General features: G+C 43.9%; 28 protein-coding genes. 21 read left to right on the top strand and 7 right to left on the bottom strand.

The genetic code is table 11. From position 1 onward, the window contains the following. The first annotated feature begins 4 nt into the window (after nt 1-4). The 12 genes from secY (at nt 5) to D0C36_RS08285 (ending at nt 9833) form a co-directional block, all read left to right on the top strand. The gene (gene secY, locus D0C36_RS08340; protein WP_117391074.1) at nt 5-1348 is read left to right on the top strand and encodes a preprotein translocase subunit SecY; all 1344 of its coding nucleotides are present in this window, start codon (nt 5-7) and stop codon (nt 1346-1348) included. Nucleotides 1349-1356: 8 nt separating this feature from the next. Beyond that, complete coding sequence (map, locus tag D0C36_RS08335) at nt 1357-2145, top strand: type I methionyl aminopeptidase (protein WP_117391073.1); 789 nt, start codon at nt 1357-1359, stop codon at nt 2143-2145. A 68-nt stretch (nt 2146-2213) separates the two neighbouring features. Further along, complete coding sequence (infA, locus tag D0C36_RS08330; RefSeq protein ID WP_022833270.1) at nt 2214-2432, top strand: translation initiation factor IF-1; 219 nt, start codon at nt 2214-2216, stop codon at nt 2430-2432. Between the two features lie 8 nt (nt 2433-2440). Next, the gene (gene ykgO, locus D0C36_RS08325) at nt 2441-2557 is read left to right on the top strand and encodes a type B 50S ribosomal protein L36 (RefSeq protein ID WP_022833269.1); all 117 of its coding nucleotides are present in this window, start codon (nt 2441-2443) and stop codon (nt 2555-2557) included. Between the two features lie 81 nt (nt 2558-2638). After that, nucleotides 2639-3016 carry a 30S ribosomal protein S13 gene (gene rpsM, locus D0C36_RS08320; protein ID WP_117391072.1) on the top strand — a complete coding sequence of 126 codons (378 nt, stop codon included), beginning with the start codon at nt 2639-2641 and terminating at the stop codon, nt 3014-3016. Between the two features lie 135 nt (nt 3017-3151). Further along, complete coding sequence (rpsK, locus tag D0C36_RS08315) at nt 3152-3541, top strand: 30S ribosomal protein S11 (RefSeq protein WP_095703479.1); 390 nt, start codon at nt 3152-3154, stop codon at nt 3539-3541. A gap of 67 nt (nt 3542-3608) precedes the next feature. Further along, nucleotides 3609-4217, top strand: coding sequence for a 30S ribosomal protein S4 (rpsD, locus tag D0C36_RS08310; RefSeq protein WP_117391071.1), 609 nt, complete (start codon nt 3609-3611; stop codon nt 4215-4217). Between the two features lie 94 nt (nt 4218-4311). After that, entirely contained in the window at nt 4312-5304 is a 993-nt protein-coding gene (locus D0C36_RS08305) for a DNA-directed RNA polymerase subunit alpha (RefSeq protein WP_117391070.1), read from the top strand. 150 nt (nt 5305-5454) lie between these two features. After that, nucleotides 5455-6045 carry a 50S ribosomal protein L17 gene (gene rplQ / locus D0C36_RS08300; RefSeq protein ID WP_117391069.1) on the top strand — a complete coding sequence of 197 codons (591 nt, stop codon included), beginning with the start codon at nt 5455-5457 and terminating at the stop codon, nt 6043-6045. A 155-nt stretch (nt 6046-6200) separates the two neighbouring features. Continuing rightward, nucleotides 6201-7937, top strand: a complete 1737-nt coding sequence (locus D0C36_RS08295) for a thiamine pyrophosphate-dependent enzyme (protein WP_117391407.1) — start codon at nt 6201-6203, stop codon at nt 7935-7937. 4 nt (nt 7938-7941) lie between these two features. Next, nucleotides 7942-8607: a phosphatase PAP2 family protein gene (locus D0C36_RS08290; protein WP_117391068.1), complete on the top strand. Its 666-nt coding sequence runs from the start codon at nt 7942-7944 to the stop codon at nt 8605-8607. Nucleotides 8608-8642: 35 nt separating this feature from the next. Next, nucleotides 8643-9833, top strand: a complete 1191-nt coding sequence (locus D0C36_RS08285) for a DUF1624 domain-containing protein (protein WP_117391067.1) — start codon at nt 8643-8645, stop codon at nt 9831-9833. A gap of 2 nt (nt 9834-9835) precedes the next feature. On the opposite strand, the gene trxA is transcribed toward D0C36_RS08285, so the two are convergent. The 5 genes from trxA to D0C36_RS08260 all read right to left on the bottom strand — a co-directional run bounded on the left by trxA (nt 9836) and on the right by D0C36_RS08260 (nt 14650). After that, nucleotides 9836-10132: a thioredoxin gene (gene trxA, locus D0C36_RS08280; protein WP_117391066.1), complete on the bottom strand. Its 297-nt coding sequence runs from the start codon at nt 10130-10132 to the stop codon at nt 9836-9838. Nucleotides 10133-10746: 614 nt separating this feature from the next. After that, the gene (locus D0C36_RS08275) at nt 10747-11748 is read right to left on the bottom strand and encodes an MBL fold metallo-hydrolase (RefSeq protein WP_117391065.1); all 1002 of its coding nucleotides are present in this window, start codon (nt 11746-11748) and stop codon (nt 10747-10749) included. 73 nt (nt 11749-11821) lie between these two features. Further along, on the bottom strand, nt 11822-12652 hold the full coding sequence (locus tag D0C36_RS08270) for an alpha/beta hydrolase (RefSeq protein ID WP_117391064.1): 831 nt from the start codon (nt 12650-12652) through the stop codon (nt 11822-11824). 9 nt (nt 12653-12661) lie between these two features. After that, entirely contained in the window at nt 12662-14188 is a 1527-nt protein-coding gene (locus D0C36_RS08265; RefSeq protein WP_117391063.1) for a bifunctional GNAT family N-acetyltransferase/carbon-nitrogen hydrolase family protein, read from the bottom strand. A gap of 90 nt (nt 14189-14278) precedes the next feature. Beyond that, a complete protein-coding gene (locus D0C36_RS08260; protein WP_117391406.1) occupies nt 14279-14650 on the bottom strand; it encodes a DoxX family protein in 372 nt (123 codons plus the stop codon). Between the two features lie 166 nt (nt 14651-14816). Between D0C36_RS08260 and hemA the strand changes: the two genes are divergently transcribed. Continuing rightward, nucleotides 14817-16040 carry a glutamyl-tRNA reductase gene (hemA, locus tag D0C36_RS08255; protein ID WP_117391062.1) on the top strand — a complete coding sequence of 408 codons (1224 nt, stop codon included), beginning with the start codon at nt 14817-14819 and terminating at the stop codon, nt 16038-16040. 10 nt (nt 16041-16050) lie between these two features. Here hemA and D0C36_RS08250 read toward each other — a convergent pair whose 3' ends face one another. Then, nucleotides 16051-16911 (bottom strand): alpha/beta fold hydrolase, encoded by an 861-nt coding sequence (locus tag D0C36_RS08250; RefSeq protein WP_147321961.1) that lies wholly within the window; start codon nt 16909-16911, stop codon nt 16051-16053. Nucleotides 16912-17082: 171 nt separating this feature from the next. Here D0C36_RS08250 and hemC point away from each other — a divergent pair, with 171 nt between their 5' ends. From hemC to D0C36_RS08210, 8 genes are all read left to right on the top strand, one after another. Further along, on the top strand, nt 17083-18657 hold the full coding sequence (hemC, locus tag D0C36_RS08245; protein WP_117391060.1) for a hydroxymethylbilane synthase: 1575 nt from the start codon (nt 17083-17085) through the stop codon (nt 18655-18657). Nucleotides 18658-18768: 111 nt separating this feature from the next. Continuing rightward, nucleotides 18769-19740, top strand: coding sequence for a porphobilinogen synthase (gene hemB / locus D0C36_RS08240; protein WP_117391059.1), 972 nt, complete (start codon nt 18769-18771; stop codon nt 19738-19740). Nucleotides 19741-19873: 133 nt separating this feature from the next. Beyond that, nucleotides 19874-21181 carry a glutamate-1-semialdehyde 2,1-aminomutase gene (gene hemL / locus D0C36_RS08235; RefSeq protein WP_394339839.1) on the top strand — a complete coding sequence of 436 codons (1308 nt, stop codon included), beginning with the start codon at nt 19874-19876 and terminating at the stop codon, nt 21179-21181. An 85-nt stretch (nt 21182-21266) separates the two neighbouring features. Next, a complete protein-coding gene (locus tag D0C36_RS08230; protein WP_117391057.1) occupies nt 21267-22136 on the top strand; it encodes a sensor histidine kinase in 870 nt (289 codons plus the stop codon). A 20-nt stretch (nt 22137-22156) separates the two neighbouring features. Next, nucleotides 22157-22861, top strand: a complete 705-nt coding sequence (locus D0C36_RS08225) for a response regulator transcription factor (protein WP_117391405.1) — start codon at nt 22157-22159, stop codon at nt 22859-22861. Nucleotides 22862-22870: 9 nt separating this feature from the next. After that, nucleotides 22871-23392: a tetratricopeptide repeat protein gene (locus D0C36_RS08220; RefSeq protein WP_117391056.1), complete on the top strand. Its 522-nt coding sequence runs from the start codon at nt 22871-22873 to the stop codon at nt 23390-23392. Nucleotides 23393-23481: 89 nt separating this feature from the next. Next, a complete protein-coding gene (gene hemE / locus D0C36_RS08215; protein WP_117391055.1) occupies nt 23482-24507 on the top strand; it encodes a uroporphyrinogen decarboxylase in 1026 nt (341 codons plus the stop codon). A 116-nt stretch (nt 24508-24623) separates the two neighbouring features. Beyond that, nucleotides 24624-25160, top strand: coding sequence for a CopD family protein (locus D0C36_RS08210; RefSeq protein ID WP_199501974.1), 537 nt, complete (start codon nt 24624-24626; stop codon nt 25158-25160). Here D0C36_RS08210 and D0C36_RS08205 read toward each other — a convergent pair. Beyond that, the gene (locus D0C36_RS08205) at nt 25144-25677 is read right to left on the bottom strand and encodes a hypothetical protein (RefSeq protein ID WP_117391053.1); all 534 of its coding nucleotides are present in this window, start codon (nt 25675-25677) and stop codon (nt 25144-25146) included. The two genes, D0C36_RS08210 and D0C36_RS08205, sit on opposite strands and share 17 nt — an antisense overlap. Between the last annotated feature and the right edge of the window lie 48 nt (nt 25678-25725).

Below are 25725 nucleotides of genomic sequence, written 5' to 3'. Positions count from 1 at the left end.
TTCAATGAAGAAATTTTTCACCACATTATCCAATATCTGGAAAATTGAGGATCTAAGAGTGCGTATAACAAACACACTCTTATTTCTCTTGATCTATCGTGTTGGTTCATTTATAGTGTTGCCGGGTGTAAACGCGGCATCGCTTAACTCATCACAAAACAAAGAAGGCCTGGTTGGCTTGCTTAACATGTTTGCAGGAGGTTCGTTTTCACGTTCCTCTATTTTTGCATTGGGTGTTATGCCGTACATCTCAGCTTCTATCGTGGTGCAATTGTTAGGTATTGCGGTACCTTACTTTATTAAGTTACAAAAAGAGGGTGAAAGCGGCCGTAACAAGATCAACCAATGGACTCGTTACCTGACTATCATTATCACAGGTTTGCAGGCTATCGGTTACCTGAAATCACAGGTAAGCGCTGATGCTATGCTTATTGCTAACCCATACTTTACAATATTAAACACTTGCGTGTTAACTGCAGGCACTTTATTTGTAATGTGGTTAGGTGAAAAAATCACTGATAAAGGTATTGGTAATGGTATATCATTGATCATTATGGTGGGTATTATTGCCCAGTTGCCGGGTGCGTTTGTTACCGAGTTTAACAACCGTACTACAGGTGCCGGTGGTTTAATTACCTTCATTGTAGAGATTGTTGCTTTGTTAGGCGTTATCATGTTCACTATCCTTATCGTACAGGGTACGCGTAAGATAGCTGTACAATATGCAAAACGTATTGTGGGTAACAAACAATATGGCGGTGTGCGCCAGTATATACCTTTAAAGGTAAATGCTGCGGGCGTTATGCCTATCATCTTTGCGCAGGCATTGATGTTTATCCCTGCTACTATTGCGCAGTTTTTCCCTAATGCAGCATCAAACGGGATCCTTATCGCATTATCAAACTACAACTCTTGGGAGCACAACTTGGTATTCGCGATCCTGATCATCCTGTTCACTTACTTCTATACTGCTATCACTATCAACCCTAAGCAAATGTCTGATGACATGAAAAAGAATGGTGGTTTTATACCAGGTGTTGCACCGGGTAACCCAACTACCAGCTTTATCGATGATGTTATCTCTAAGATCACTTTGCCGGGTTCTATCTTCCTTGCTATGGTTGCCATTATACCGGCGCTTGCAAGCATGATAGGTGTAAGCAGCATTTTTGCAAGATTCTTTGGCGGTACTTCACTTATCATTTTAGTGGGTGTGGTACTTGATACTCTGCAGCAGATAGAGAGCCACCTGTTAATGCGCCATTACGATGGTTTAATGAAAACAGGCAGGATCAAAGGACGCACAGCCGTTCCAACTGCTTCAGGTGCAACGCCGCCTGTTATTTAATACTATACATGTCAAAGATCCATTATAAGTCTATCGAAGAGATAGAACTCATAAGAGAAAGTTCTTTACTTGTTTCTAAAACACTCGGGGAAATAGCCAAGGTTATTGCCCCGGGTGTTACTACTTTAGAACTAAACACACTGGCCGAAACGTTTATACGTGATAATGGCGGTGTGCCGGCCTTCCTCAATTATAACGGTTTCCCATTTTCGTTATGTATTTCGCTTAATGACCAGGTGGTACATGGTTTCCCGAGCAAGCATGTGCTTGTAGAGGGTGATGTGGTATCTGTTGACTGTGGCGTTGTGCTAAACAAATACTACGGCGACTCGGCTTATACTTTCGCGATAGGCGAGATCCCTGAGGCTACCCAAACTTTACTGCGTGTTACTAAAGAGAGCCTTTACAAAGGCATTGAGAAAGCCGTAGTGGGTATGCGTATTGGTGATATTGGCAGTGCTGTACAAGAGCACGCCGAGAGCCATGGCTTTGGCGTGGTTAAGGAGTTAGTAGGGCATGGGGTTGGTACCCGCTTGCATGAGAAACCAGAAGTGCCAAACTACGGTAAACGTGGCGCAGGTATTAAGCTGGAAGATGGCATGGTGATAGCCATTGAACCGATGATAAACGCTGGCCGTGCCGGTGTTAAGTTTTGGGACGATGGATGGACAGTATCAACCGTAGATAAAAAGCCATCAGCACATTATGAGCATACGGTAGCTGTTAAAAAGGGCCAGGCTGATATCCTTTCGACGTTTTCGTATATCGAAAAAGTTTTGGAAGAAAAAAATAAATAATAAAGAAATTTTTATTAATTTTGCGTCCCGCTTTAGTGGGCGGATAAACAAGTAATAATCAACAAAATATGGCAAAACAATCCTCGATTGAGCAAGACGGTACAATTCGCGAAGCGTTATCTAACGCGATGTTTAGAGTTGAACTTGAAAATGGCCACGAGATTATTGCGCACATATCCGGCAAAATGCGTATGCACTACATCAAAATTTTACCTGGCGACAGAGTGAAACTGGAGATGAGCCCATACGATTTAACAAAGGGTAGAATAACCTATAGATATAAATAAGCAACGAGATGAAAGTTAGAGCATCCATTAAAAAACGCAGCGCTGATTGCAAGATCATTCGCCGTAACGGGAAACTTTATGTTATCAACAAAAAGAATCCAAAGTTCAAACAGCGTCAAGGGTAATTAGTAAACAAAACAGCATTGGAGCAATTCGTACAACGGTAGCCGCCGTTCGGTTGTTCACTCAAAAAACAATTTAAAAATATGGCAAGGATCTCAGGTATTGATTTACCAAAGAACAAAAGAGGCGAGATAGGCTTAACCTACATTTACGGTATTGGCCACACTACAGCTAAAAACATTTTAACCCAGGCAGGTATTGATTTCAATACTAAAGTACAAGATTGGTCTGATGATCAACTTACTGCTATCCGTACTATCATCAACGATCAAATTAAAGTTGAAGGTGCTTTACGTTCAGAAGTTCAATTGAACATCAAACGTTTAATGGATATAGGTTGCTACCGTGGTACCCGTCACCGTAAAGGTTTACCTCTACGTGGCCAACGTACTAAAAACAACTCACGTACCCGTAAAGGTAAACGTAAGACAGTTGCTAACAAGAAAAAAGCTACTAAATAATAAATAGATTAGTGATTGGAGAGCACAGATCAGGTCTATGCTCTCCGGTCATTAGGAATATAATTAACCAAAAAGACTGTCGGGTCCAGAGCTTCAGAGCAAGCCGAGTAATCCATCAGATCAATAATTAAGAAAATGGCTAAAACTAAAAAAGTTACCAAAAAACGTATCGTTGTTATTGAGCCGGTAGGCGAAGCACACATCAACGCTACTTTTAACAACATCATCATCACCCTTACCAACAAAAACGGCCAGGCTATTTCATGGTCATCAGCTGGTAAAATGGGCTTTAAAGGTTCTAAAAAGAACACTCCTTACGCTGCCGGTCAGGCTGCTGCCGATTGCGGTAAAGTTGCTTACGACTTAGGTTTACGTAAAGTTGAGGTGTTTGTTAAAGGCCCGGGTTCAGGCCGCGAGTCTGCTATCCGTACCCTGCAAACAACAGGTATCGAGGTAACTACCATTAAGGACATCACTCCACTTCCGCACAACGGTTGTCGTCCATCAAAACGCAGAAGAGTTTAATTCACTATTTTTTTAAAGCTAAGATTCAACAGCTGCGGGCTGTTTGATACTTTAAAACACACATACAATGGCAAGATATACAGGCCCAAAATCAAAGATCGCTCGTCGTTTCCGTGAACCAATCTTCGGTCCGGATAAAGCGTTAGAAAGAAAAAACTATGGCCCGGGTATGCATGGCGCTTCAAAAAGAAGAGGCAAGCAATCTGAGTACGCAGTACAGTTAATGGAAAAACAAAAAGTTAAATACACTTACGGTGTATTAGAGCGTCAGTTCGAGAACTTATTCCACACTGCATCTGCTAAAGAAGGTATCACCGGTGAGAACTTGTTAAAGTTCTTAGAAGCACGTTTAGATAACGCTGTTTACCGTTTAGGTATCGCTCCTACACGTTCTGGTGCACGCCAGTTGGTAGGCCACAAACACATCACTGTAAACGGTAACGTTGTTAACATCGCATCATACCAGGTAAAACCGGGCGATATTATTGCAGTGCGCGAAAAATCAAAAACTCTTGAAGCTATCTCTAATTCAGTAGCTGGCCGCAAGATCAATAAATATAGCTGGTTAGAGTGGGATGCTGCTGAGTTAACAGGCAAATTCCTTGCTTATCCAAACCGCGATGAGATTCCTGAGAACATCAAGGAGAACTTAATCGTCGAGTTATATTCAAAATAATAACGATATTTTCCAGGGAGATGATTGGCATTTTTATGTCAATCATTTTCGTGGTTAAATCCAACCCAAGTAGTAACATAAACCAAAGATATAAATGGCAATTTTAGCATTTCAAAAACCAGACAAGGTTATCATGCAGAAATCGAACGATTTTGACGGCACATTTGAGTTTCGCCCGTTAGAACCAGGCTTCGGTGTAACCATTGGTAATGCTCTGCGTCGTATCTTACTATCTTCATTAGAAGGTTTTGCTATTACATCTGTACGTATTTCAGGTGTAACGCATGAGTTTTCAACCATCAAAGGTGTTGTTGAAGACGTAACCGAGATCATCCTGAACCTGAAACAAGTGCGTTTCAAAAAAACAGGCGACTCGGGCGATAATGAGAAGATATTTGTGATCATCAATGGTCAGGATGCTTTTACAGCAGGTGATATCACCAAATTCTCAAATAACTTTACTGTGTTGAACCCTGATATGGTTATCTGTAACATGGATTCATCAGTAACGCTTGAGGTTGAGCTAACTGTTGCTAAAGGCCGCGGTTATATCTCAAACGAAGAGAATAAAAACCCTGATGCTGCAGTAGGTGTGATAGCTATCGACTCTATCTTTACGCCTATTAAAAATGTTAAATACACTTTAGAAAACTATCGTGTAGAACAAAAAACCGACTACGAGAAACTTATCCTTGATATTTCTACAGATGGTTCAATCCACCCTGAGGATGCATTGAAACAAGCTGCTAAGATCCTTATCCAGCACTTTATGCTGTTCTCTGATGAGAACATGATGCTTGAGGCGCAGGCTAAAGAAGAAACTAAAGAAGTTGATGAGGAGATCCTGCACATGCGTAAGATCCTTAAAACCGAATTGGTTGACCTTGATCTTTCAGTACGTGCACTTAACTGTTTAAAAGCTGCTGATATCCGCAGCCTTGCAGATCTGGTTTCTTACGACGTTGCTGATATGTTAAAATTCAGAAACTTCGGTAAAAAATCATTAACTGAGATCCAGGACCTGGTTAAATCAAAAGGCTTATCTTTTGGTATGAACCTGTCTAAATTTAAGTTAGACGAAGAATAGTAAAAGATGCAAGAGTTAAGAATCAGGAGTCAAGATTGTCTTGTTTCTTGATTCTTGGCTCTTGATTCTAAATACAAACACCGCGTAATTCCGAGGGCTTGACGTTTACCCGCCGCCCAACGGTATGCACGTGCCACAAACAACAAAAAAATGAGACACGGAAAAAAAGTTAATCACTTAGGCCGCACCGACAGCCACCGCAAAGCAATGATGTCTAACATGGCATCTTCACTTATCCTGCACAAACGTATCACTACTACTTTGGCTAAAGCTAAAGCTTTACGTGTGTATGTTGAGCCTTTGTTAACAAAATCAAAAAACGATACTACTCACTCTCGCCGTACAGTGTTTAGCTATTTACAAGACAAAGACACTGTGAACATCCTGTTCCGTGAAATTGCCGAGAAAATTGCTAACCGCCCGGGTGGTTACACTCGTATCGTTAAGTTAGAAAACCGTTTAGGTGACAACGCTGAAATGGCGATCATTGAGCTGGTTGACTACAACACAGTTTACGGTAAAGACGTAGAAGCTAAAACTGAGAAAAAATCACGTCGTCGTGGTGGTTCTGGTAAAGGTAAAGCTGCTGCAGAAACTAAAGCAACTCCTGCTTTTGAAGAAGCAGCTGTAGTAGAAGAAACCGCTCCTGTAGCTGTGGCTGCACCAGCAGTTGAAGAAGCACCTGCAACCGAAGCTCCTGCAGCGTCTGACAAAGAAGAAAACGCTGAAAAAGGCGAGTAATTTATATTACTTCTTTAAGGTACAAAAGCCCCGGTGAATTTTCATCGGGGCTTTTTTGTTGGCCCGATTTTTCTGATTTCAGAAACCAGCTTCTTTTCCTAAATATTTAAAACCCGCATCGGCTTACCAGGTTGTACTATTACAAAAAGGATAACATGGGCAAGATTGCAGACCAACTGGTACAGATGCTGGTAAACGCGGGTATAAAACGTATTTATGCCGTAACCGGCGACAGCTTAAACGAAGTGAATGACGCTGTGCGACGTGAGGGGAGCATTCAGTGGATCCACGTGCGCCACGAGGAAGCAGGAGCATACGCCGCAGGTGCAGAAGCACAGCTCACAGGTAACATCGCCTGTTGCGCAGGCAGCAGCGGCCCCGGCCATGTACACCTCATAAACGGTTTGTATGATGCCCATCGGTCTGAAGCACCTGTGATTGCTATAGCCTCAACCGTTGCCAGTTTTGAGTACGGTACCGAATATTTTCAGGAAACAAACACCATTAAACTTTTTGATGACTGCAGCCATTATAACCAGGTAGCTACCACGCCAAAACAGTTCCCGAGGATGATGCAAGCCGCTATTCAGGCTGCTTTGCATCGTAAAGGTGTTGCAGTAGTTGGCTTGCCGGGTGATGTTACGAGTATGGATACAGAGGAGATCACCTCATCTACCAGTAATTATAATCCGGTGCCTGTTATCCGCCCGTCTGACGAGGATATACAAAAACTCGCTGATCTGCTTAACTCGCATAAAAAGATCACCATATTCTGTGGGATAGGTGCAGGTGAAGCGCACGACGAAGTAGTTGCCTTGTCGCAGAAACTGCATGCGCCGGTGGCGTATTCGTTCCGCTCTAAAATGCTTATTCAGTATGATAACCCTTACGAAGTTGGGATGACCGGTCTACTTGGCCTGCCATCGGCTTACCACGCCATGCACGAGAGCGAACTACTGGTATTGTTAGGTACCGACTTCCCTTACACGCCATTTATGCCTACCGATTGCAAGATTGTGCAGGTTGACATCAAACCCGAGCGCATTGGCCGCAGGGCTAAGGTTGAAGTTGGCTTGAACGGGGATATCAAAGATACACTCACCGCCTTGTTACCACTCATTAACCAAAAAGAGGACGACAGTTTTGCCAAAGCCCAATTAGAGTTTTACGGCGAGGTGAAGAAGAACATGAAAACTTATGTGGAAGACAAAGGCCGAAAAGACAACATCCACCCCGAATACATTGCCAGCCTGCTTGACGAAATTGCCGCTACAGATGCTATATTTACGGTAGATACGGGCATGTCATGTGTGTGGGGATCTCGGTATATTAATGCTACTGGTAAGCGCAGGATGATAGGTTCATTCAACCACGGCTCAATGGCTAATGCCATGCCGCAGGCGATAGGTGCTGCACTGGCAATGCCAAACAGGCAAGTAGTTGCGCTTTGTGGTGATGGCGGGCTATCCATGTTGTTAGGCGACCTGGCAACCATTACACAATACAACCTACCGATAAAAATAGTGGTGTTTAACAACCGCTCCTTAGGGATGGTGAAACTTGAGATGGAAGTGGCCGGCCTGCCCGATTGGCAAACCGATATGATGAACCCTGATTTTGCTATGGTAGCAACAGCTATGGGCATAAAAGGATTTACCATTAATGATCCCGACGAGGCCAGGCATTCGCTGCGCGAGGCGTTCCTGTACAATGGCCCGGCTGTGATCAATATCATGACCGACCCTAACGCCTTAGCCATGCCACCAAAAGTAGAGCTAAGCCAGGTAAAAGGCATGGCCGTATCCATGACCAAACTAATGCTCAACGGCCGTATGGACGAAGTGATAGATACCATTAAATCGAACTATAAACATTTTAAAGACCTGATATAAACTCATGAATAAACGCCGGCAGCGTATTTTACTTTTTGTGTTATTGCTTATTTCTGTCGGCTTTATAGCGCTGTCGGTTGTGGTGCATATCTATCCGCAGCTTTCTATCGATCTTAAGTTCTCGCGCGAGATACAAGAGCATCAAAATCCTTTTATCGATACCATGATGTATTTGATCAGCACGCCGGGCTACATGCCGGAGTCGGTGATATTGGTGTTGTCGACAGCTTTGGTGTTCTTTTTGTTTAAATACAAAAAAGCGGCAGGCTTTGTGTTGCTTACCGGGGTTAGCGGCTTGGTGAGCACCATAGTAAAAGCACTGGTTAACCGCCCGCGGCCATCTGAAGACCTGGTGCGTATAGTTTTAAAAACCACCCAGCAAAGTTTCCCCAGTGGGCACATGATGTTTTATGTGGTATTTTTCGGTTTCCTGATATTGCTGATGTTGCAACTGGAAGGCATAGCCAAATGGATAAAGTACCCGATTATTATTATTAGCGGCTTTTTGATATTTACCATACCGGTGTCGCGCATTTATCTGGGCGCGCATTGGTTTACTGATGTATTGGGCGGCTTTTTACTTGGTGTGTTATGCCTTTATCTTTTATCGTGGTTGTACCTGCGCAAACGTGCTGATAAACAGGAAGCACCGGTTGCCGAAACTAAATAATTTAAGTATTTTCAGGCAACCAAATCCTGAAAGCAATGGCCACCACTTTATCCATCAAACAGCGGATACAATCAATTGATATACTGCGCGGCATTATTATGCTGGTAATGGCTTTAGACCACGTGCGCGATTTTCTGCATGATGCCGGTGCATTTGGTGATCCAACAAATTTGAAGACTACTACGCCTATCCTGTTTTTCACCAGATTTGTAACACACTTTTGCGCACCGATATTTGTTTTCCTGAGCGGTGTGTCTGTTTACCTGGTAAGCACCCGCCGCACTAAAAGTGAGCTCACGGGTTTCCTCATAAAGCGTGGTTTGTGGCTGATATTGGTAGAAATTGTATTGATGTCGTTGGCATTCTCGTTAAACCCGCTTTATAATTCTGTAGCACTGCAGGTGATATGGGCCATAGGTGTAAGCATGATATTGCTGGCATTATTAAGCTGGTTACCCATACGCGTTATTGGTGCAATAGGTATCCTGCTTATTGTTGGTCACGATGCTTTAACCACTCTTAAAATTGCGCCAAATACTTCAGAAGATGTATTAATGAAGATCTTCTTCACCGCCAGAGGTTCGGTATTTGCGTTAGATAACAGCCATTTTGTTTTTGATCTGTATGCCATCCTGCCGTGGACGGGAGTAATGTTCCTGGGCTACCTGTTTGGTACGCTTTATAAAAGCGACTATAAGGCAGAGAGCCGCAAACGTTTTTTAATGCTCAGCTCGCTCTCGTTATTCGCAGCTTTTATCGTATTACGATCTATTAACGGTTACGGAGACCCTGCGCCGTGGGCTGTGCAAAAGGACGGTGTGTTCACATTCATGTCGTTCATTAACATCAGCAAATATCCGCCATCATTAATGTACTGTTGTTTAACGCTATCAGTAGGGTTGCTGATACTGGCTTTAACAGAGAATGCATCGGGAAAATTAGCGGCGTTTTTTAAGACTTATGGCAGCGTGCCATTCTTTTATTACATCCTGCACTTTTATTTGATAAGGCTGGTAACGGTAGCGGTATTCTTTATCAAAGGATTTAAAACATCTGAGATCATCACACCAAACGACCCTTTCCTGTTTACCCCGCCGGGATTGGGATTTAATCTCGGTGTAGTTTATTTGTTTTGGTTGGGGATAATCCTTACACTTTACTACCCATGCAGGTGGTTTTCTAATTATAAGAAAACACACCGCCAATGGTGGTTGAGTTATTTGTAAGATCAAATAAACTCGCGGATGATCTGCTGCAACTGCCCTGCCTGTACAACGCCGCTTTGGCGCCATTTGGCTTCGCCTTTTTGAAATACAATTAAAGTAGGCACACTTTGTACACGGTAGGCATTAGCTGCCATCGGATTTTTGTCGATATCTATTTTAAGGATAGTAACCTTATCGCCAAGCGCATCTTTAACCTGTTTTAGGATAGGGGGCATCATTTTACAAGGCCCGCACCACTCTGCCGAAAAATCAACCAAAACGGGTTTTTCTGAAGCAATAATATCTTTAAAATTAGCCATCACAATTTCTCCTTTTAATGATAACGCTTAAAACCCAAATACGTTTTAAATAATGAATAGGGCATTACTTACACGTTTTAAACCATTTAGCTCTAAAAAAATATTCACTAAAATATGTCACTAAATGGTGACTTATTTTATATTTGTATTGGTAAAACAGTGCATGATGAAATGCACTGTCCTGATCATGATGTATACGACCCTTTAAAGGTCTGTAAAGAATATCCCTCCTAAATCTTGTGCAATTAAAGGCTTTCTCAATAGAGGGGCCTTTTTTTGTTTGATGCGGTGAGTGAGGGTTGTGCCTACGGCACAAAGAGGAGCAATTGCCATCAGCTACAAAGCGGTAGCCTCTAACGAGGCAATCTAAGGCAGTATAAAGGGGTAGAATCATGTGTCTTAGAGCAACCGTTTCGGAAGAATTTTAGGTTTGTATCTGCGGCACAAAGAGGAGCAATTGCCATTAGCTACAAAGCGGTAGCCTCTAACAGGGCAGCACTGTGGGGGGATACTTTATTAATTCCAACAAATGTCCCGTCGGGACAACCGCTTTGTAGAAATATAATAAGCCTAACTTTTTTGCTCCGTTAGGAGCTACCCACAGCAAGCAAGGCTTATGCCCCCTCGCTCATAAATTTCTTCCACCAGTTTGAGTTGTAAGTGCTAACATCGGTAGGGCAGCCTGGCTCGGGCAGGAAAAGGTCGATGTTTTTTTGCTTGCTGTATTCCACCAATCGCTCAATAGGCTCGTACCAGGCATGCAGGGCCAGGTTAAACGTAGCCCAGTGGATGGGCATCATTACTTTGCCTTTAAGGGCGATGTGTGCATTTGATGCATGATCGGGACCCATGTGTATATCCGGCCAGTATTTGCCGTAAGCGCCTATCTCCAGCATGGTGAGATCAAACGGGCCGTAAGCTTCGCCAATCTTTTCAAAATCAGGCGACCAGCCAGAATCAGCCCCGAAATAGATATTATGCTGAGGGCCTTTGATAACAAAAGATGCCCAGAGAGTTTCGTTACGGTGCGTGATACCCCGGCCCGAGAAATGCCTTGTGGGGCACGAGGTGATTTTACAGGTTTTTATGTTGATGTTATCACCCCAATCCATTTCATTGATAAGCTCGGGCTTAACGCCCCATGATGCCAGGTATTTACCCACACCAAGCGAAGTAATAAACGGTATATTTTTACCTGCGAGAAAACGGATGGTGGCCTCGTCGAGATGGTCGTAGTGGTCATGTGAGCAGATTACCACATCTATCGGCGGCAGATCCGTTAACGCCAGTGGTGGTTGAAAAAAGCGCTTTGGCCCCATGGCCTGCGTAAAAGATACGCGCTGGCTCCAAACCGGGTCGGTTAAAATACGGATACCATCTACCTCTATAATTAAACTGGAGTGGCCTATCCAGGTAATGCGTAAACCATGGGCCGGCGGTGTTTGGTAGGCAGAAAGATCAGTTTTAAACGGGCCCAATTTTTTCTTCGGAACGGTTTCAGCTTTGTTATTGATATATTCCTTAATCATAGGGAACATTACGCTGAAGCCACCCTCGGTTGTAGGGATGGTATTCTGATATTTTGCGCCTTCTTTACGCGACCGTGGTAAACTCATGAAGCAAGTATAGGATGTTTTGACTATTTAATCAAAAAAGTCAGTATTGATTTTACTTTAAGATGTTAATTGTCTACCGCTGAAAAAAAGCGATAGCTGCATCTGCAAACTCTTGTAATTCTTTTGATAAAGTGTTTTCCAAGTAGGGTTGCGATACGTTGAACACATGATCAGCACCCTGAACTACTAATAACTTAGCGTTGAGATTTGCTGCGTTCAATAATTCTGCATGTTGCAATGGTACGCTGGCATCGGCATCGCCATGAACGATGAGCCATGGCTGGCTGATCTCTGCCGCACGGCGCTGGATGTTTAAACGGATAGGGTTTTTATCCAGATCCTCAAGCATGGTAACACGATAAGGCATATCCTGGCCGGTACGCGCATTCTTCATGTAGATAACGCCTTGCAGGCGCCATTGGTCTTCAATTTGTTTTGGCCAAAGCTTATCAAAATTGGCAATGGCTGCCATGGTTACCAGTTTTTTGACACGATTATCCTCAGCAGTTTTTACTACGCTTACGCCGCCACCAAGGCTGTGGCCTATTAAATAAACACCATCAGCAGCAGGGATAGCCGAGCCGCTGCAGGCAAAATCTATCACATTCTTCAGGTCATCCAGTTCAATGGAAAAAGTGTTATCTCCAAAGGCGATCAGATCCGCAAACTCGGTCAAATGCTCTGGCGTGGTGCCGTTGTGCGAGAAGTTGAATTTAAGAAAGCGAAAACCATTCTCTGCAAAGTGGCGCGCTACCAAATGATGTGCACCCCAATCCTTAAAACCACGTACCCCGTGAGCAAATATCACCAGCGGCGCCCGCGGATCAATATCATCATAAGTAAGATCGGCCGTAATGGGGCGACCTTTAGCGCCGGGTATGGTATATTGCTCGGTAAGGATCATAGCGTAAAACTACACTTTCTTACCATTAAAAGTAATGCCATACAGATCTGTACGGCGGTCTTTTAAGTTTTGTACGCTGCCGTATTCGTGCAGCTCGCCAAGTATCGATAAGTCCACATCAGCAATTACGATCATTTCGCTGTTTGGTGTAGCCTCAGACTGGATGCCATTTGTAGGGAAACCAAAATCTGACGGCGTAAATACAGCCGATTGTGCATAGGAGATATCCATGTTATTTACATTAGGCAGGTTGCCCACGCAGCCTGCAATAGCTACATAACATTCGTTCTCCACGGCACGGGCCTGGGCGCAGAATTTAACGCGGTTATAACCGTTCTGCGTGTCGGTTAAGAAAGGTACAAACAGGATCTGCATATCCTGGCTCGCCAAAATGCGCGATAGCTCGGGGAACTCCACATCGTAGCAAATAAGGATACCAATTTTACCGGCATCCGTATCAAACACTCTTAGATCGTTACCGCCGCGCATACCCCAAGAGCTGATCTCTGAAGGGGTAGGATGTATTTTAACGCTTTCTTCCATACTGCCATTGCGGCGGAAAAGGTAAGAGACGTTATATAAATGTTCACCCTCTATTTTAGGCATGCTGCCGGCAACAATATTTACGTTGTATGATACCGCCAGTTTAGAGAATGCTTCAACAATAGGTTCGGTAAACTTGGCCAGCTCGCGCATGGCTTTCGCCGCATCCATGTGGTTAAACTCGGCCATCAGCGGGGTGTTAAACAACTCAGGGAACAGGATAAAATCCGACTGGTAATCGCTCACCGCATCAATAAAGTATTCGGCGTGCTTCATCAGCTCGCTGATGTTGCTGTAAGGGCGCATTTGCCATTGCACCAAACCAATGCGCACAACAGTTTTATTATTGATAACAGAACTTACTTCTTCGTAATAAACGTTATTCCACTCAATCAGCGTAGCAAAGCCTTTTGAGCGTGCATCCTCAGGCAAATAATTGCGTAATATTTTACGCACGTGAAAATCATTAGCCAACTGGAACGACAGCGTAGGATCGTAGATCTCCTTATATTTTACCTTATCTATATACTGGCGTGGCGTAAGATCGTTCTGGAATTTTTGGTAGTTAGGGATCCGGCCGCCGGCGATGATGCTTTTCAGGTTCAGCTTTTCGCACAGTGCCTTGCGGGCTTCATATAAACGACGGGCTAAACGCAGACCGCGATATTTGGGATGCACAAATATCTCTATGCCATACATCACATCACCTTTTTCATCGTGGGTTTTAAATGAGCCATCGCCGGTGATCTGTTTGTAAGTGTGCGTATCACCAAATTTGTTGTAATCAACAATAATGCTGAGCGCACAACCTACCACCTCGCCGTTTACGGTGACACATACCTGCCCCTCGGGAAACAGTTTAATGAGTTTTTTGATAGATGCCGAATCCCAGTAGTCCTCATCCATATCAAGGTAGGCCGACTTCATTGATTTTTTAAGCTCCTGGTAATCCTGGGCTTCGAGGTTGCGCAATTCAATACTTTGCAGATCCATAGTGCCTTTTTAACCCCTTTGCTGCACAATTGTTTTATTTGCGCGTAACATCGGCAACCGTTAAGGCGTCACGTTGATGCGAAAGGTGGTTTATTTGCGATGCCACCATGCCCAAAGCATTAGTACGGGTTGTAAAAACAACCTTACCCATGCAATGGTAGGGGTTACCATAAGCGAGCCAATTTGTAGCGGTGCATTAATTAACATACTGATATGCACAGGTAAAAATGCTGATAACATCAGGATAATACCCCATGAGGCAACCTTGCGCGTTTTTGGCCGTATCATCAATAACGAGAATGCGATCTCGAAAAAACCTGCCAGGTAATTGAGGGCAACAGGTGCCGGAATGTAAGATGGAATGATGCGGATATAACCATCGGGATGAACGAAATGATTGATGCCTGCAAGCAGGTATCCGAGCACTAAAATTACGAGACTAAAGTTTTTTAAAATTCGCATTTTTAATTGTTCAATCGATTGATTAACTAAAGAATTTATAAAAATACGAAATTTTATTGCGGAAAATGCATTATTTATAACCATTCTAAATACGCCTGTTTGACAAATAATTGACATTACAACCAATGGGGTGAGTTACTTTTGTTGGGTTAAAAAATAAACTACTTTGAAGTATCTTAAAGTTATTGCGTTTACACATAAACAGATCGAACTGAAAGAACTCGGTAAATTGGTTATCTGCCAGGAGAACCTTACCGATAAACTCAGGGCGGTAAAAGCGCATTTCGGTATCGACGAGATTTTCTATCTATCTACTTGTAACCGTGTGGAGTTTGTTTTTTCTACAGCAGCAGAAGTTAACAGGGAATTTGCCGAGGCTTTCATTTCAGAAATGCGTATCGGGCTTTGTCCAAATTCTACCAAAACCTTTATTGATGCTGCTAATATCTTTGAGGGCAAAGAAGCTTTAAATCATTTGCTGCGTACCTCATGTTCACTAGAAAGTTTGGTTGTTGGCGAGAAAGAAATTTTGGCCCAGCTGCGCAAAGCTTATGATGATTGCCGCGAAGAAGGCCTTACCGGCGATAAACTGCGCCTGGTGATGGAGTGCGTGGTAAAGGCAGCTAAAGAGGTTTACACGCATACCAATATCTCTAAAAATCCAATTTCGGTAGTTTCATTAGCTTATCGTAAACTAAAAGACCTTAAGCTTTGCTCAAATGCCCGTGTGCTTATTATCGGTGCCGGCGAAACCAACCGCAACATATCTAAATACCTGCAAAAGCATAAGTTTAGCAACTTTGCGGTATTTAACCGTACGCTGGAGAAAGCTGAGCAATTAGCTGCCGATCTTAATGGTGAGGCATACCAATTGGCTGATCTTGCTAACTACAAAAAAGGCTTTGATGCTATCATCACCTGCACATCTGCAGTTGAGCCAATCATCACTCCTGAAATTTATACCTCGCTACTTAACGGCGAAACCGGTAAGAAAACTATTGTTGACCTTGCCATCCCTAACGATACCGCACCTGAGGTATTAGAGCAGTTTGATGTTAACTTCATTGAAGTGCACTCACTTAATGAAGTTGCCAAAAAGAACCTGCAAGAGCGTTACCAGGAACTGGTACATGCAGAAGCCATCATAGAGCAAAATATTACCGAATATTTTGTGATGCTTAAACAACGCAAAGTTGAGCTGGCCATGCGCCAAGTGCCCGAGAAGATCAAAGAGATCCGCAGCAATGCAATGAACACGGTGTTTGCCGATGAGGTACAAAGTCTCGACGAAGAATCTCGCGCTATCCTGGAGAAAGTGATCAACTATATGGAGAAAAAATATATCAGCGTGCCCATGATAATGGCTAAGGATATATTGATCAATAACTAAGCGAGGAACTCTACTTAAATCTCTTTAAAATTCCCGATAATAGTTTATTAAACTCGTCTGGTTTTTCAATCATCGGAAAATGGCCTGTTGCGTGTATGTAAGTGAGGTCATAAGGCAAATGTTTTGCTTTTAATCCCGATTCATTAGTTGGGTCATAGTCGCTGTTTAGTAGGTAAAGCTTTTTGTTGAGTTGTTTAAGCAGTACAGCCTCATCCGGCCAATCGTCTTCCATGTTTTTCACAGCTATAACGGTATCGGCATGGGTAACATCGTTTATAATTCTCTTTTTAATCGCTTCGCTTGTTGTTTTATAGAATAGCTGTTCGTTAAAATATTTTAAAGCAACTGCTTTAAAGTTCTTCTTCATTAAAGCTATTGCCTCTGCAAATTCCTTTTTGGCTTGCGCCGGATTTGCAGGCGCAACACCTACCGATTTAAAGTTATCTATCCCAATTATCCCTATAACCTTTTGATTCTCTAAAGCCGCCTTTAGTACAATATCACCTGCCATAGAGTGACCTATCAGGATAACGTTGCTTAACTTTAATTGGTTAACTACAGCTTTTACATCTCCTGCATAAGCTTTGCTGTCAAACTCAGTCCGGTTCTTTCCTGATTGCCCATAACCAGGCAGATCGATAGTGATGACCCTGTAATTCTTACTGAAGTATTTAACCTGATCCTGCCAGTAACTTTTGTTGATGCACCAGCCGTGTACAAATAGTAAGGTAGTATCGCCTTCACTACTATCAGTGTAAGCTATATTCACACCCTTGTTGTTTACCGGTGGCAGCGCGTTGCCGCTCTTTTTGTTTTGGCAGGAAACAAAGGCTATAAAAAGTGTAATAATGAATACGCGTTTTAGGTTCATGGCAGGCAATGGTTTAATTAAAGATAACTGAATAATTGCACCGGCTAACAAATGAGTTAAGCTTTTAACAAAGTTTAACTATGCTAACAGTCAGCCCACTCTCATATCCTTATTTAATACTTAATTACTGCCTTTAAAAAATTAAATTTGCACTTGTAAAAATTTAACCTTTTGGACAGAACAGTAATTATCGGCACACGCGGAAGCGAGCTTGCATTATGGCAGGCAAATTTTGTTAAGGATCAACTTGCGGCACTGCACATCCCTGCAGAGCTCAAGATCATCAAAACCCAGGGCGATCGTATCCTTAACCTCAGCCTGGATAAACTGGAAGGCAAAGGCTTTTTTACCAAAGAGTTAGAAGAAGAATTACTGGCAGGTACTATAGATATTGCCGTGCACTCGCACAAGGACCTGCCTACAGAAAATCCGCCGGGACTCATCATCGCAGCAGTTTCAGAACGGGAAGACCCGGCTGAACTGTTGCTGATATTGAAGGATTGTGTTGATGTACGCCAAAAGCTGTCGGTTAAATACGGTGGCATTGTGGGCACTTCATCAAACCGCCGCAAAGCTCAATTATTGGCACTGCGCCCCGACCTGGAGATAGAAGACCTGCGTGGTAACGTACCTACCCGCATAGGCAAACTGCGCGACGAGAAATACGATGCCATTATGTTGGCCAAAGCTGGTGTTAGTCGTTTAGGTATCGATCTGAGTGAGTTTCACGTTGAGGAATTGACCCCAACTGAATTTATCCCTGCACCGGCACAAGGTGTACTGGCTATCCAGATCCGCGACAATAACCAGATCTTATTTGATGCCCTGCAGGAACTGCATCACCCTGAAGTTGCTGAGCAGCTTTCATTAGAGCGTGGAGTATTAAAGCAATTCGGCGGTGGCTGTCACCTGCCATTGGGGGTTTACTGCCGTAAAGAGAATGGTCAGTTCCAGGTGTTCACCTCAAAATCTGATGATGAGGATGAGTTTCCGGACAGGTTGTTCATCGAGACACCAACTTTGGATGGCGTTATCGATCGCATCCTGAGCAAATTCGCTAAGGACAGGAAGTTCCCGTCTAAAGTATTTATCTCGAGAGATATATCGGCTACAAGCTATTTCCGCCGTGCGCTGGAGAAGCACAAGATCTCTATTGAAGACCGCTCGCTGATCCGTACTGTACCGGTAATTACCCGTTTCGATTCTTACATTCTGAAGAACATCGACTGGGTGTTTTTCACCAGCAAAAACGCCGTTGAGTACTTCTTTAAACTATCGCCACAGTTCCCTAAAAAGGTGAAATTTGGGGTTATGGGTGCCGGTAGTGAGGATATGCTGCGCCGTAACGGTCACTTTGCTGACTTTGTAGGAGAGAGTACCGATACCGCTGATGTAGCTGCTGATTTTGCCGCACTGGCAAACGGTACTACAGTATTGTTCCCGGGCGCGGATAATCCGATGAGGAGCATTCATCAAGGCCTTTCTACTGAGACCAAGATAATTGACCTGCCCGTTTATGAAACTGTTTTAGAAGAAGACGTAGAACCAAGCGGCGCAGATGTAATGATATTTACCAGCCCAAGTAACGTTGATGCTTATTTTGCCGACAACCTGCTTGAGCCCGGACAAAAAGTAATAGCCATAGGTAAATCAACCGGTAAAAAGTTTGAAGAGATGGGTGTAAAATACGTATTGCCATTCTCGCCAGACGAGGTAGGTTTAGCTGAGGCAGTGTTTGGGATTTAAGGTTCATAGTTGATGGTTCATAGATCATGGTGATTTATCGAGCTTATTATGGCCTGTATTAATGTTGGGTTGCTGGTTTACTATGAACCATCAACCATGAACTATTAGCTTATGTTACAACGACCAAGAAGAAACCGCAAGAGTGAAGTTATCCGCCAGATGGTTCAGGAAACTCATGTTAGTGCGGCCAATTTGATATTTCCGCTGTTTATTGTTGAGGGCGAGAACCAGAAAACCGAGGTGGCTTCAATGCCGGGCATTTTCAGGTACTCTATTGATAATCTGCTGCGCGAGGTAGAAAGCTGCCTTAAATTGGGTTTAAATTCTTTCGACCTGTTCCCGAATATTGACGAGGCGCTTAAAGATAAATACGCTACTGAAAGTCACCGCGATGAGAGCTTGTACCTACGTGCTATCCGTGCGGTAAAAAAGGAGTTTCCAGAAGCTTGCGTAATAACTGATGTAGCCATGGATCCTTACAGCAGCGACGGCCACGATGGTATTGTTGAGAACGGTGAGATCTTGAATGATGCTACGCTTGAAGTGTTAGGCAAAATGGCCCTGGCCCACGCGCAAAGCGGTGCCGATATTATTGCCCCGTCAGATATGATGGATGGCAGGGTAGGCTACATTCGCCGGGTACTGGATGATAATGGCTTTACCAACGTATCTATCATGTCGTACTCGGCAAAATATGCGAGTGCGTTCTATGGCCCGTTCAGGGATGCGTTAAACTCAGCCCCCAAATTTGGCGATAAAAAGACCTACCAGATGAACCCGGCCAATCAGCAGGAAGCTTTGATCGAGGCCCGTTTGGACGAAGCTGAAGGTGCCGATTTCCTGATGGTAAAACCTGGTTTGCCTTATCTGGATGTAATAAAACTTTTAAAAGATAACACCCAATTGCCTATCGCAGCCTACAACGTAAGCGGCGAGTACGCGATGATAAAAGCGGCCATACAAAAGGGTTGGCTGAACGATCAACGTGCCATCACCGAAGTGCTCATGAGCCTTCGCCGTGCAGGTGCCAGCGCGATACTGACCTATCACGCTAAAGAGGTGTTGGAGAATAAGTGGCTGTAAGGTAGAATTAAGAACTAATACAACGCGTCATTGCGAGGAGCGACAGCGACGTGGCAATCCCCGGTATACAGAGCCGCTCTGTAAGTCGGGGATTGCCACGCTAACGCTCGCAATGACGCACGAAAAATATAAAATGAGCAAACCTGATATCAGCAGAACAAGATCTGCCGAACTGTACGAGAAAGCGAAAACCTATTTCCCGGGTGGGGTTAACTCACCGGTGCGGGCATTTAAATCTGTTTACGGTACCCCGCTTTTTATTGAAAAAGGCGACGGCAGCCACATCTGGGACGCCGATGGTAATGAATTTATCGACTTTTGCTGCTCATGGGGGCCGCTTATTTTGGGCCATAACAACCCGGCAGTTCGCGAGAAGGTTACTGAGGTGATGCAGAAAGGCATGTCATTCGGTGCGCCTACAGCGCTGGAGAACGAGTTGGCAGAGCTGATACTGAGCAACAATAAATTTATTGAGAAGATCCGTTTTGTAAGCTCGGGCACCGAGGCGGTAATGTCGGCCATAAGGTTGGCCCGCGGCTATACCAAACGAGATAAGATCTTAAAGTTTGAGGGTTGCTACCACGGCCACTCAGATAGCTTGCTGGTTAAAGCAGGCTCGGGTTTAGTAACCTTTGGCGAAACCTCATCTGCAGGTGTGCCAAATGCATTTGCTAATGAGACTATCGTTGTGGCATTGGATGACACCAAAGCGTTAGAAGGTGCATTTGCCGAGTTCAAGGGCGAGATTGCTGCGGTGATCATTGAGCCTATCCCTGCTAATAACGGTTTGCTTTTACAAAGCCAGGAATACCTGCAATACCTGCGCGACATCTGTACCCAGAATGGTACCATGCTGATATTTGATGAGGTGATCTCAGGCTTCCGTGTAGGTTTTGAAGGTGCTGCTGCACATTACGGCATCCAGCCGGATATTATCACCTATGGTAAAATTATCGGCGGTGGTTTACCAGTTGGCGCTTACGGTGCATCGGCCGAGGTGATGGATCATATTTCGCCGGTAGGTTCGGTTTACCAGGCAGGTACATTGTCGGGCAATCCGGTGGCTATGGCAGCAGGTATCGCACAACTAAGTGAACTGTTAAAACCCGGCTTCTATCAGGAACTGAACAACAAGACCGCAGCCTTCGTAAAAGATATCCAGGACTTTGTTGATGGTAAAGGTTACCCGGTAAAATTGTTCACTATCGGTTCTATCTTCTGGTTTGCATTCACCGAGCAGGAACGCATCAGTACTGCAGAACAAATAGACCCGGCCAGCATGGTGAAATTTAAAGAAATGCACCGCGAATTGCTTAACCGTGGCATCTACATGGGCCCGTCAGGTTACGAAGTAGGCTTTATATCATCGGCCCACACAAACGCCGATTTAGAAACAACAAAAACAGCTATATTTGATAGCCTTGATATAGTATTTAAGTAGTTTGCAGTTAATGGTTTGCAGTTGGCAGAATGCGCAACTGTAATAAGCTGCCAACTGTGAACTGAAAACTGCCAACTGGTAACAAATGAAAAAGACACTTGTAATATTTTATGCCATCATCATCTACGCGGTTGCGGAGCTGATATGGTGGGGCTACATGCTGGTGGTGCTTAACCCGGCCCGTAAGGGAATGATAATGGGCGAGGGCATGATGTTCGTGATGGTATTTTTAGTAGGTGCTTATTTCCTGCATAAATCGTTGAATAAAGAATCCCGCCTGCGCGAGCAGCAGAAGAACTTTTTGCTTTCGGTAACGCATGAGCTTAAATCGCCGCTGGCGTCCATAAAAATATTACTGCAAACCATCCAGAAACGCGACCTTAACAAAGAGCAGATCCTCAACTTTATTGATAAATCGTTGTTGGATGTTGAGCGTTTGGATGATATGGTGGAAAACATGCTGCTGGCGGCTAAAATTGATAACCGTTCGTACAGTTTCCCTAAAGCCGAGTTCAATCTATCTGTATTGGTTGATAGCATTGTTAACCGCCTGCAGATAAGCAAGTGCGATTGCAACCAGCAGATCATAGCGGCAGAGATTGAGCCTAAAATAAAGATAACAGGAGATAAATTTGCGTTAACATCGGTTGTAACTAACCTGATAGAGAACGCTGTAAAATATTCAAGTCCGTGCGAAACGGTGGTGGTGAAATTGTTTGAGAAGGAAGACCGTATCATATTCCAGGTAGCCGACCATGGCATCGGGATAGCTGATACGGAGAAAAATCGCATATTTGATAAGTTCTATCGTGTAGGCAGCGAGGATACACGTAATACAAAAGGTACAGGTTTGGGCTTATACATTGTTAAAGAGGTATTAGATAAGCACCAGGCAAGTATTAAAGTTAAAGATAACCGCCCTGCCGGTAGTATTTTTGAAGTTGTTTTTGCATAAACCTAAATGTAATGGAGCACATGCCAAATAGAAAAAGAATTTTATTAGCCGAAGACGAGGAGCACTTGTTAGAGGCCATTAAGCTAAACCTTGAGCTGGAAGGTTATAAAGTTTCTACAGCAAATAACGGTAAAAAAGCCCTTCAGATATTTAAAGAAGAGCGCTTTAACCTGGTGATACTGGACGTAATGATGCCCGAGATTGATGGCTTTGTGGTTGCTGAAACCATCAGGCTGGAGAACTCTGAGGTGCCTATTATGTTCCTTACCGCTAAAAATACAAATGAGGACAAGATCTCAGGCCTTAAAAAAGGTGCTGACGATTATCTGACCAAGCCTTTCAACCTGGAAGAGCTGATATTGCGCGTTAACAACCTTATCAAACGCAGCCTTAAAGGCGACGACCTGAAAGAGTTTAACAGCTACAAGATCGGCGATAAAACCATCCATTTCAACTCGTTCGAACTGATCAACGAGGATGGCAGCATCACTGCGTTGACCAAAAAGGAAACCATGCTGCTGAAGCTGCTGATAGAGCGCCGTAACGAGGCTGTATCGCGCGAGCAGATCCTGGAAACCGTTTGGAACTACGACGTTTACCCGTCAACCCGTACTATTGATAACTTTATCCTTACGTTCCGTAAGTACTTTGAACCGGATCCAAAAAATCCTGTTTATTTCCACTCTATCCGTGGCGTAGGTTATAAGTTTACTGATAATCACTAACAGTACTGCATGTTTACAAACAGGGCAAGGGTTTTAGTAATAGGGATGTTTGTTATACTGATGGCGGTTGCCATTAAGTACCAGGTGTATCAGTTAGCGGCGGCGGCCCTAATGTTTGCCGTAGCGTTGGTGTATGGATATTTTAAGCAGGGCACTATAGTTTTGGCGGCAAAAGCTTTTCATAACAAAGAATATGAAAAGGCCGAGGACTTGCTGAAACAGGTTTACAAGCCCGATATGCTGAGCAAAAAACGCCGTGGCTTTTACGAGTTCATATACGGTGGCGTATGTCTGCAGAAGCAGGATTTTGACGAGGCCGAGCAACACTATGAACTGGCCGCGCTTTATCCGCTCCGTAACGCTAATGACCACGTAGCAGCGCTGGTGCATGTAGCTAACATAAACGTGCGCAAAGGCAACTGGGAAAAGGCCAAAGCCTACCTGCAATTAACAGAAAAACACAAAGACAATATAACTGCTAAAATGAAGGATGTTATCCAGAAAGTAAGGCAGGAAGTACAGAAGCACTGATTTAAACAGAATCAAGATGTTAGAATCAAGAATCAAGACAAAATGAAAGTCTTGACTCTTGATTCTTAATTCTTGACTCTCTCAAAAACATGAAAGATTCGTTATTTATAAAAGCCGCATTTTCAGAAAAAACAGAACGACCACCCGTATGGATGATGCGCCAGGCTGGCCGCTTTATGCCGCAGTATTGGGAGATCAAAAACAAATACTCGTTCCTGGAGATGTGCAAAACGCCAGAGATTGCTGCAGATGTTACCATGCTGCCGGTTGATCTGTTGGGTATTGATGCCGCGATTTTATTCTCTGATATCCTGGTAACAGGCGAGGCTATGGGCGGCGACCTGAGCTTTACTGCAGGCGTAGGCCCTAAATTTGCCAACCCGGTACGCACCCAGGCTGATGTTGACGCTTTAGAGACCAATGTAGGCGACAGGCTGCAATATGTAGCTGACGCGATAAAGGTTATTCAGCAACGCTTAAACGGTAGCATCCCGCTTATCGGCTTTGCAGGTGCACCATTCACGGTAATGAGCTACCTGGTTGAAGGCGGATCTTCAAAAGATTTTAAACTGGCCAAACTGATGTTGCACAATGAGCCGGAGATGGCGCATCAGTTACTGTCAAAAATTGCCACGGTTACGGCAGATTACCTTAACCTGCAGATAGCTGCCGGTGTTAACGCTATCCAGATCTTTGATAGCTGGGCGCAGGCACTTTCGTGGGATGATTATACCGAGTTCTCGCACCGTTACATCCAGGAGATCATCAGCAAGCTTGATAGAAAAGATATCCCTGTTATATCATTCTGTAAAGGCAGCTCGGTTTTCGCACCGTTAATGGCAGAGGCTAAACCGGATGTGATCTCTATCGACTGGAATGTTGATCTGTTAGATATCAAGAACCGCCTGCCAAAAGGCATTGCCGTACAAGGTAACTTAGATCCGCATATCCTTTATGCCGATAAGAAAGTGATCAAAGATCGCATCCACCGCTTATTCGAGCGCATGCGTGGCGAGGATGGTTTTATCTTTAACCTTGGTCACGGCATTATGCCTGATATTCCGTTTGATAACGTGAAGTATGCGGTTGAGGTGATAAAAGAGTTTAGATATTAAGCCCCCCGGCCCCCTGAAGGGGGAGTAGGAGGCAATCAAAATAATAAATCGCTGTTCATAAATGAACGGCGATTTTACTAATCAAAGTTCCCCCTTTAGGGGGCGGAGGGGGCATCATGTACCAATACGTTTTAGCCATACACATCATTTTTGTAGTCTGCTGGATGGCGGGGCTATTCTACATGGTACGCCTGTTTATTTACCACACCGAAGCGCAGGACAAGTCCGAGCCTGCCCGCACTATTCTCTCTGAGCAATTTGAGGTGATGGAGCGAAAACTATGGTGGATAATTGCTACACCCAGCATGTACATTGTTATCATTGCCGGTGCGCTGATGATACACCTGCATAAATGGTACATGATATGGCCGGGTTGGTTAGTGATCAAACTGCTGTTTGTTGTAGGTTTGATCGTCTACCATTTTATCTGCCAGAAAAAGATGAAACTGATGGCGCAAGGCAAATTCTCCTGGACATCCACCCAACTGCGCCTTTGGAACGAGCTTGCAACCATACTCTTATTTGCCATCGTTTTCCTTGTAGTGCTTAAAAGCGCCCTCAACTGGATCTTCGGCGTTGTAGGCATCATTGCCTTCAGTATTATACTGATGATGGCCGTGAAGATCTATAAGCGTTTTAGAGAGAAGAAGTAGTAACTACAATTTCATTCTTATCATATTTGTCTATTTTTTGCTCGATACCCGAAGCGGCCATTTCTTTTGCCAGGTCAAATATTAATTTCTGTGTCCAGCCATCCTGCTCAGGCACAAGAAAAGCTAATGTTTTGCGCTTGCTGTCAATTAGTAAGATATCTTTTTTCTGAGGGGTCACCCTTGATTTTGTTCCAAAGTAATCCGCGCGTTTTTTATAGATAAACCATAAGTCATTAAAGGAAAAGTATTCGGTTTGGCTGCTTGTACGACTTTTAGTGATTAACATTAGCTGCTTTTGGGGCAGGTCGAGTGATATACTATAGGTATACTCTTTGATAGCGTGTACTCTTAAAAATATGATGATAACGATGGCCAGGATTATTATCATAATCATTGGTGCTGAAAGTAGCCATAGTCCGATAATAGCAAATACCCCCAAAATTAGCGTTAGCCCGATACCACCTTTTGATGGCACACGGAAGATACTATTTTGAGTCCGGGCCTCATCATTTTCCATACCCTAATATACACCAAATAAGAGAATGACCCAATGATCAGCGCAGCC

Source organism: Mucilaginibacter conchicola (genome assembly GCF_003432115.1).
In the GTDB taxonomy this organism is placed as follows: domain Bacteria; phylum Bacteroidota; class Bacteroidia; order Sphingobacteriales; family Sphingobacteriaceae; genus Mucilaginibacter; species Mucilaginibacter conchicola.
Note: the sequence above shows the minus strand (reverse complement) of the source record. Positions and strands in the feature narration are given on the sequence as shown.

Excerpts from the sequence above, each read along its gene's own strand:
- D0C36_RS08295 (WP_117391407.1), top strand. The coding sequence starts at position 6,201 with ATGGGCAAGATTGCAGACCAACTGGTACAGATGCTGGTAAACGCGGGT.
- D0C36_RS08205 (WP_117391053.1), bottom strand. The coding sequence starts at position 25,677 with ATGGAAAATGATGAGGCCCGGACTCAAAATAGTATCTTCCGTGTGCCA.
- D0C36_RS08230 (WP_117391057.1), top strand. The coding sequence starts at position 21,267 with ATGAAAAAGACACTTGTAATATTTTATGCCATCATCATCTACGCGGTT.
- D0C36_RS08225 (WP_117391405.1), top strand. The coding sequence starts at position 22,157 with ATGCCAAATAGAAAAAGAATTTTATTAGCCGAAGACGAGGAGCACTTG.
- hemE (WP_117391055.1), top strand. The coding sequence starts at position 23,482 with ATGAAAGATTCGTTATTTATAAAAGCCGCATTTTCAGAAAAAACAGAA.
- D0C36_RS08305 (WP_117391070.1), top strand. The coding sequence starts at position 4,312 with ATGGCAATTTTAGCATTTCAAAAACCAGACAAGGTTATCATGCAGAAA.
- rpsD (WP_117391071.1), top strand. The coding sequence starts at position 3,609 with ATGGCAAGATATACAGGCCCAAAATCAAAGATCGCTCGTCGTTTCCGT.
- infA (WP_022833270.1), top strand. The coding sequence starts at position 2,214 with ATGGCAAAACAATCCTCGATTGAGCAAGACGGTACAATTCGCGAAGCG.
- D0C36_RS08210 (WP_199501974.1), top strand. The coding sequence starts at position 24,624 with ATGTACCAATACGTTTTAGCCATACACATCATTTTTGTAGTCTGCTGG.
- hemB (WP_117391059.1), top strand. The coding sequence starts at position 18,769 with ATGTTACAACGACCAAGAAGAAACCGCAAGAGTGAAGTTATCCGCCAG.
- D0C36_RS08250 (WP_147321961.1), bottom strand. The coding sequence starts at position 16,911 with ATGAACCTAAAACGCGTATTCATTATTACACTTTTTATAGCCTTTGTT.
- rpsK (WP_095703479.1), top strand. The coding sequence starts at position 3,152 with ATGGCTAAAACTAAAAAAGTTACCAAAAAACGTATCGTTGTTATTGAG.
- secY (WP_117391074.1), top strand. The coding sequence starts at position 5 with ATGAAGAAATTTTTCACCACATTATCCAATATCTGGAAAATTGAGGAT.
- D0C36_RS08220 (WP_117391056.1), top strand. The coding sequence starts at position 22,871 with ATGTTTACAAACAGGGCAAGGGTTTTAGTAATAGGGATGTTTGTTATA.
- D0C36_RS08285 (WP_117391067.1), top strand. The coding sequence starts at position 8,643 with ATGGCCACCACTTTATCCATCAAACAGCGGATACAATCAATTGATATA.
- ykgO (WP_022833269.1), top strand. The coding sequence starts at position 2,441 with ATGAAAGTTAGAGCATCCATTAAAAAACGCAGCGCTGATTGCAAGATC.
- D0C36_RS08275 (WP_117391065.1), bottom strand. The coding sequence starts at position 11,748 with ATGAGTTTACCACGGTCGCGTAAAGAAGGCGCAAAATATCAGAATACC.
- rpsM (WP_117391072.1), top strand. The coding sequence starts at position 2,639 with ATGGCAAGGATCTCAGGTATTGATTTACCAAAGAACAAAAGAGGCGAG.
- D0C36_RS08260 (WP_117391406.1), bottom strand. The coding sequence starts at position 14,650 with ATGCGAATTTTAAAAAACTTTAGTCTCGTAATTTTAGTGCTCGGATAC.
- trxA (WP_117391066.1), bottom strand. The coding sequence starts at position 10,132 with ATGGCTAATTTTAAAGATATTATTGCTTCAGAAAAACCCGTTTTGGTT.
- D0C36_RS08270 (WP_117391064.1), bottom strand. The coding sequence starts at position 12,652 with ATGATCCTTACCGAGCAATATACCATACCCGGCGCTAAAGGTCGCCCC.
- hemL (WP_394339839.1), top strand. The coding sequence starts at position 19,874 with ATGAGCAAACCTGATATCAGCAGAACAAGATCTGCCGAACTGTACGAG.
- map (WP_117391073.1), top strand. The coding sequence starts at position 1,357 with ATGTCAAAGATCCATTATAAGTCTATCGAAGAGATAGAACTCATAAGA.
- rplQ (WP_117391069.1), top strand. The coding sequence starts at position 5,455 with ATGAGACACGGAAAAAAAGTTAATCACTTAGGCCGCACCGACAGCCAC.
- D0C36_RS08290 (WP_117391068.1), top strand. The coding sequence starts at position 7,942 with ATGAATAAACGCCGGCAGCGTATTTTACTTTTTGTGTTATTGCTTATT.
- D0C36_RS08265 (WP_117391063.1), bottom strand. The coding sequence starts at position 14,188 with ATGGATCTGCAAAGTATTGAATTGCGCAACCTCGAAGCCCAGGATTAC.